7 protein-coding genes are annotated in these 6,000 nt (G+C 71.0%); 4 read left to right on the top strand and 3 right to left on the bottom strand.

Going from position 1 to position 6,000, the window contains the following annotated elements; all coding sequences use genetic code 11:
* Positions 1–163: 163 nt before the first annotated feature.
* The 3 genes from SSMG_RS17950 (at position 164) to SSMG_RS17940 (ending at position 2,843) form a co-directional block, all read left to right on the top strand.
* Complete coding sequence (locus SSMG_RS17950) at positions 164–1,054, top strand: RecB family exonuclease (protein WP_009078138.1); 891 nt, start codon at positions 164–166, stop codon at positions 1,052–1,054.
* Positions 1,054–1,845: a thioesterase family protein gene (locus SSMG_RS17945; RefSeq protein WP_009078136.1), complete on the top strand. Its 792-nt coding sequence runs from the start codon at positions 1,054–1,056 to the stop codon at positions 1,843–1,845. Before SSMG_RS17950 ends, SSMG_RS17945 begins: the two co-directional genes overlap by 1 nt.
* Before the next feature lie 62 nt (positions 1,846–1,907).
* Positions 1,908–2,843, top strand: coding sequence for a ParA family protein (locus tag SSMG_RS17940; protein WP_037714061.1), 936 nt, complete (start codon positions 1,908–1,910; stop codon positions 2,841–2,843).
* A gap of 66 nt (positions 2,844–2,909) precedes the next feature.
* Here the strand turns inward: SSMG_RS17940 and hisG are convergent, their stop codons facing one another.
* From hisG to SSMG_RS17925, 3 genes are read right to left on the bottom strand one after another with little or no spacing between them, the layout of a single operon-like run.
* Positions 2,910–3,755 carry an ATP phosphoribosyltransferase gene (gene hisG / locus SSMG_RS17935; RefSeq protein ID WP_009078133.1) on the bottom strand — a complete coding sequence of 282 codons (846 nt, stop codon included), beginning with the start codon at positions 3,753–3,755 and terminating at the stop codon, positions 2,910–2,912.
* Positions 3,756–3,790: 35 nt separating this feature from the next.
* A complete protein-coding gene (locus SSMG_RS17930) occupies positions 3,791–4,072 on the bottom strand; it encodes a phosphoribosyl-ATP diphosphatase (protein WP_286156962.1) in 282 nt (93 codons plus the stop codon).
* A gap of 46 nt (positions 4,073–4,118) precedes the next feature.
* Positions 4,119–4,739 (bottom strand): HAD family phosphatase, encoded by a 621-nt coding sequence (locus tag SSMG_RS17925; protein ID WP_286157052.1) that lies wholly within the window; start codon positions 4,737–4,739, stop codon positions 4,119–4,121.
* A 218-nt stretch (positions 4,740–4,957) separates the two neighbouring features.
* On the opposite strand from SSMG_RS17925, the gene SSMG_RS17920 reads away from it, so the two are divergent.
* A complete protein-coding gene (locus tag SSMG_RS17920; protein ID WP_009078130.1) occupies positions 4,958–5,869 on the top strand; it encodes a PAC2 family protein in 912 nt (303 codons plus the stop codon).
* Positions 5,870–6,000: the final 131 nt, after the last annotated feature.

Raw genomic sequence — 6,000 nt, 5'->3', positions numbered from 1 at the left:
GATCGGCGCACCGACCGCGGCGGCCCGTCCGCCAGCGCGGATCGGCAGCCGCGCGCCGGTGACCGCGACGACAGGCCCAAACGTCGGCTTGAAGGCGATCCCGCACGCCCCGGCTGAGCCGGGGCAAACACAATTGTCGTACCCCGGCGTTACGCTCTGCCCCATGTCCGACACCGCAACGGTCACCACCCCTCCCGGGGCCGACGCGCCTGCCCGGAGGCGGCCCGCGTTGTCGCCGTCCCGGGCGAGCGACTTCAAGCAGTGCCCGCTGCTCTACCGGTTCCGCGCGGTCGACCGGCTGCCGGAGGTGCCCACCCGGGCGCAGCTGCGCGGCACGCTCGTCCACGCGGTTCTGGAGCGGCTTTTCGCGCTGCCCGCCGCCGAACGGGTCGCTCCCCGGGCGAAAGAGCTGCTGGCGCCGACGTGGACGGAGCTGTCCGCCGAGAGTCCGGAGTGGACGGAGCTGTTCGCGGACGGCGAACCCGGGGAGACCGACAAGTGGCTGGCCTCGGCCGAAAAGCTGCTGGATTCGTATTTCGAGCTGGAAGATCCGCGCCGGCTGGAGCCGGAGGCGTGCGAGCTGCACGTCGAGATCGAGCTGGGCTCGGGCGTGCTGCTGCGCGGGTACATCGACCGGGTGGATGTCGCGCCGACCGGCGAAATCCGGGTCGTGGACTACAAAACCGGCGCGGCTCCGCGCGAAATCGGCGAGGCCAAAGCACTCTTCCAGATGAAGTTCTACGCGCTGGTGCTGTGGCGCCTGCGCGGGGTCGTCCCGCGGCAGCTGAAGCTGATGTACCTGACCGACGGCCAGTCGCTGGCGTACACGCCGGACGAGGCGGAGCTGGTCCGGTTCGAGCGCACGCTGGAGGCGATCTGGCAGGCGATCCTGAAGGCGGGCAAGACCGGCGATTTCCGGCCGAACAAGGGCAAGCTGTGCTCGTGGTGCGATCACCAGGCGCACTGCCCCGAGTTCGGCGGGACGCCGCCGGAGTATCCGGGCTGGCCCGAGCCGGATCCGGGCGAGGAGACGGTATTGGACCGGGCCGACTGATGGGCGACGCGTTCTTCCTCCCGCTGGGCGGCGAGCGGTACGAGGCGACTGAGCACACCACCGGTCCGTGGAGTCCCGGAGCACAGCATTTCGGGCCGCCGTCGGCGCTGCTCGTGCGCGGGCTCGAGCGGCTGGAATCGCGGCATCCGGCGCAGCTGGCCCGGGTCACCGTCGAGATCCTCGGCCCGGCTCCGGTGGGCGAGCTGGAGCAGCGGTCGTGGATCGAACGGCCGGGGCGGACGGTCGAATTGGTCCAGTCCGAGCTGGCGGCGAACGGCCGGACGGTCGCGCGGGCGTCCGGATGGCGGATCGCGACGTCCGACACCACCGACATCGCCACGGACGGCGGTCCGCTGCTGCCCGCGGCCGAGGCGGGCAGCGAAGCGGCCTTCCCGGACGACTGGCTGGGCGGCTACCTGCACGCGATCGAGTGGCGTTCGGTTCGCGGCGCGATCAACGGGCCGGGCCCGGCCGCGGTGTGGGCGCGGCAGCGGTATCCGCTGGTCGACGGCGAGGAGCCGACCGGCCTGCAGCGGCTGTTCGCCATCGCCGACTCCGGCAACGGCGTGTCGCATTTCCTGCCGGCTGCGGACTGGTGGTTCATCAACTCCGAGCTGACCGTGCACCTGCGCCGGCTCCCCGAGGGCGAGTGGATCGGGCTCGACGCGGTCACGCTGGTCGGGGCGCACGGGATCGGGACCGCGACGAGCACGCTGCACGATCGTTCCGGTCCGGTCGGCACCGGAGCGCAGGCTTTGCTGGTGCGTCCGCGACAGGCCGGGGGCGGATGAGCGCGCCGCGGCGGGCAAGTCCGATAGCCTTCGCGGAACGACCGACAAGGGAGCGCTCCGGCATGCAGATCACCTCGGTGGTCAACCAGAAGGGCGGGGTGGGCAAAACCTCGCTGAGCGTGGGCGCGGCGGCGGCCCTCGCCGAACGCGGCAGGCGGGTCCTGCTCGTCGACCTCGACCCGCAGGGGCACGCGACGACCGAGATGCTCGGCATGGACGAGGTCCCCGCCGACGCGCCCAGCCTGGCGAAGGCGCTGACCAAGCTGTGGAAGGGCCCGATCGAGCAGCTGGCCGTCCCGCATCCGCGCAGCAACCTGGGCCGCGGCGGAGCGTTCGACGTGATCCCGACGTCGCCGGGCATGTTCGACCTGATCCGCAGGCTGGACCAGTTCCGGGTGCCCGGCTGGCAGCTGGCGCGCGTGATCCAGTTCGCGCACTACGACCACGTGATCATCGACTGCCCGCCGGCCCAGGACGTGCTGACGAACAACGCGCTCGCCGCGTCGCACGGCATCCTGGTGCCGGTCCAGCCGGACAAGACGAGCATCCGGGCGCTGCGCCTGCTGTCGGAGCAGGTCCGCTACGTCGAGCAGACCACCGGCCGCAACCCCATCGCCTGGTTCGGCATCGTGCCCGGCCTGTACCGCCGCCCGATCTCGCACTACGCCGCGGCCGCGCTGCAGGAGATGTACTCCTTCGGCGTCCCCATGCTGTCGCACATCCCGCTCGGCGTCGTGATGAACGAGGCGGCCGCGCACGGCGTCCCGGTCACCACCTTCGCGCCGGAAACCATCCAGGCGGTGTCGTTCCGGGAAATCGCCGAGACCTTGGACGGGTACCTGGCGCAGAACCCCGGCCCCACGGAGGTTCCGGCGGACGACGAGTTCGTCTTCGAGGACTTCATCTCCGAGGTCGCGGTCGCCCGCAACGTCAACGACAACGGCGCGCGCAAGAAGCTGTACGACCTGATGCCGAAGCGGCCGAACCGCCCGCGCTGAGCACCGTCCACATGCGACAGAGGGCGTCCCCTCCGAAGAGAAGACGCCCTCTGCGCAAGCAGTTCCCTACAACCGGCAAGACCGAATGTCGGAGGCCAGCACGGCTTTCGCGCCGGTTTCGGCCAGTTCGTCCATGATCCGGTTGACTTCCTTGCGCGGCACCATCGCCCGGACCGCGACCCACTTCTCGTCCGCCAGCGGCGCCACCGTCGGCGACTCCAGGCCCGGCGTGATCGAAATGGCCTGCTCGAGGATGTCCCGCGGGCAGTCGTAGTCGAGCATCATGTAGTGCTGCGCGAAAACCACGCCCTGCAGCCGAGCCGCCAGCTGCGACTTGGCCCGCGAGCCTTCGCTGCCGGCGCGCTGCAGCAGCACCGCTTCGGAAGCGCAGATCGGCTCGCCGAACGCGACGAGATTGTGCTGCCGCAGCGACCGCCCGGACTCGACGACGTCCGCGATCGCGTCCGCGACGCCGAGCTGGATCGAGATCTCCACCGCGCCGTCGAGCCGGATCACCTCCGCCTCGACGCCGTGCCGCGCGAGGTCGTCGCGGACCAGCCGCGGGTACGACGTCGCGAGCCGTTTTCCCTGCAGGTCGGCCGGTTTCCAGTCCCGTCCGGCGGGGGCGGCGTACCGGAACGTCGACGCGCCGAACCCGAGCGCGAGCACCTCGTCGACCGGGGCCCCGGAATCGAGCGCGAGGTCGCGCCCGGTGATGCCGAGGTCCAGCTCGCCGGAACCGACGTAGATGGCGATGTCCTTGGGGCGGAGGAAGAAGAACTCGACCTCGTTGACCGGGTCGAGCACGGTCAGGTCCTTGCCGTCATGTCGCTTGCGGTAGCCCGCCTCGGAAAGCATCTCCGCCGACGCGGCGGCGAGGGCTCCCTTGTTCGGCACGGCAACACGCAGCATTTCGGTCTCTCCTCGGTCTCCGGTGCGCGAGCGCGTCACAGGTAGCGGTACACGTCCTCGGTCGAGATTCCCCGGCCGAGCATGAGCACCTGCACCCGGTACAGCAGTTGCGAGATCTCCTCCGACAGCCGCTCGTCGGATTCATGCTCGGCGGCGATCCACACCTCGCCCGCCTCTTCGAGCACCTTCTTGCCCTGGGCGTGCACTCCGGCGTCCAGTGCGGCGACGGTGCCGGACCCGTCGGGACGGGTACGCGCGCGCTCGGCAAGCTCCGCGAACAGCTCATCGAAGGTCTTCACGGGGCCGAATCCTTTCATCCCGCGCTCGTCCGCGCCGCTCCGGGTGACCCGGAAGCCGCCGAGGTCACAGCGACGGCAGCAGCGCGGCCAGCTCGGGCACGCCGACACCGGCCAGCGACGTGCGGAACACCCGGCGCGGACCGTCCGGGACGGCGACGTCGTTGGGCACGACGAGCACCGTGCAACCAGCGCTTTCCGCCGACTCCGCGCCCGGCGGCGAGTCCTCGACCGCGACGCACCGCTCCGGCGCGACGCCGAGCAGCTCGGCGGCCTTCAGGTACGGGCGCGGGAGAGGTTTGTTCTGGCCGTCGACCTCGTCGCCGCAGACCGTGACGTCGAAGAAATCCCGCCCGATCGTGTCGAGCGCGAGTTCGGTCAGCGCCCGTTCGGTGGAGGTGACCAGCGCGGACTTGAGCCCGGCCGCGCGGACCGCGGCCAGCGCCTCGCGCGCGCCCGGACGCCAGGGCAGCGCGTCGTCGAACAGCCCGGCGGTGCGGCGGCGGATCCACTCCCCCGTTTCCGCGACCGCTTCCGGCGTGACCGGGCGGCCGGTCTGCTCCAGCAGCACGGTGGCGGTGGCGTCCATGTTGGACCCCACGAGCGTCATCCGGACTTCCTCCGAAAGCGTGCCGCCGAGCGCCTCGGCGGCCTCGTACAGCGCGACGTCCCACAGTTTTCTCGGAATCGACGAGGGTGCCGTCCATGTCCCAGAGGACAGCCGCCAGTCCGTCCGAAGAGGACGGTGCAGTCACAGTTTCTCCTTGTCCGGTGCCGCGCCCCGGCCGGGCGCGCTCCTCCCCAGCGTCCCACGCGGACCGCCGTGAGCGGGGCCACACCCGGCCTGTGACACGCGGGGGCGGACACGCTGCGCAGCGTAGGTGGCCAAGGCCGTAGGCTGGTCAGGTGAGTGAGCCTGTCGACGACACCCCGCGGCCCGGCGACCCGGAGCAGGACCGCGCCGATGCCCAACGCCCGATCATGATCCTCGCCTTCGAAGGCTGGAATGACGCAGGCGACGCGGCCAGCCAGGCGATCGAACACCTCCAGCTCACCTGGGACGCGACGCCGCTGGCCGAGATCGAGCCGGACGACTACTACGATTTCCAGGTCAGCCGCCCCACCGTGAAGATGGTCGACGGCATCACCCGGCGGGTCGAATGGCCGACCACGCGGCTGTCGGTGTGCCGCCCCGAGGGCTTCGACCGCGACCTGGTGCTGGTGCAGGGCCCGGAGCCGAACATGCGCTGGCGGAAGTTCTGCGCGGAGATCGTGGAGCACGTCCAGGAACTGGACGTGGCGATGGTGGTCGCGCTCGGCGCCCTGCTGGCCGACACCGCGCACACCCGGCCCGTCCCGGTCACCGGGACGGCCTACGACAAGGACACCGCGAGCAAGTACCGGCTCGAGGTGAGCAACTACCAGGGCCCGACCGGGATCGTCGGGATCCTGCAGGACTACTGCGTGCAGGCGGGCATCCCGGCGGTGTCCATCTGGGCCGCGGTGCCGCACTACGTCTCGCACCCGCCGTCCCCGAAGGCGACGCTGGCGCTGCTGCACAAGCTGGAGGACGTGCTCGACGTCGAGATCCCGCTGGGCGCGCTGCCGGAGCAGGCCGAGGAGTGGCAGCAGACGGTCAGCGAGATGGCCGACGAGGACGAGGAAATCAGCGAGTACGTGCGCGGCCTCGAGGAACGCGGCGACGCCGAGACCGATTTCACCATGGAAGAGGTCTCCGGCGACAAGATCGCCGCCGAGTTCGAGCGCTACCTGCGGCGGCGCCGTCCCGGGCAGGACGGCGGGTTCGGCCTCCGCTGACCCGCCTCGGGACCGGGTGCTCCCCTTGCGCAAGAGGGGGAACGCAGCGTGATCGCCGAACTACGAACAGTCATTCGGGCCGCCCGGCGGGATGACGGCGCCTGCGCCGTTGACTGATCGCGCCGCGCTGC

Origin of the sequence: Streptomyces sp. AA4 (assembly GCF_000158875.1) — a bacterium.
Classification (GTDB): domain Bacteria; phylum Actinomycetota; class Actinomycetes; order Mycobacteriales; family Pseudonocardiaceae; genus Amycolatopsis.
The sequence above is the reverse complement of the archived record's forward strand: the minus strand, read 5'-3'. Positions and strand labels throughout refer to the sequence as shown.

Coding starts and splice junctions, on each gene's coding strand:
- SSMG_RS17940 (WP_037714061.1), top strand. CDS start 1,908: ATGCAGATCACCTCGGTGGTCAACCAGAAGGGCGGGGTGGGCAAAACC.
- SSMG_RS17930 (WP_286156962.1), bottom strand. CDS start 4,072: ATGAAAGGATTCGGCCCCGTGAAGACCTTCGATGAGCTGTTCGCGGAG.
- SSMG_RS17950 (WP_009078138.1), top strand. CDS start 164: ATGTCCGACACCGCAACGGTCACCACCCCTCCCGGGGCCGACGCGCCT.
- hisG (WP_009078133.1), bottom strand. CDS start 3,755: ATGCTGCGTGTTGCCGTGCCGAACAAGGGAGCCCTCGCCGCCGCGTCG.
- SSMG_RS17945 (WP_009078136.1), top strand. CDS start 1,054: ATGGGCGACGCGTTCTTCCTCCCGCTGGGCGGCGAGCGGTACGAGGCG.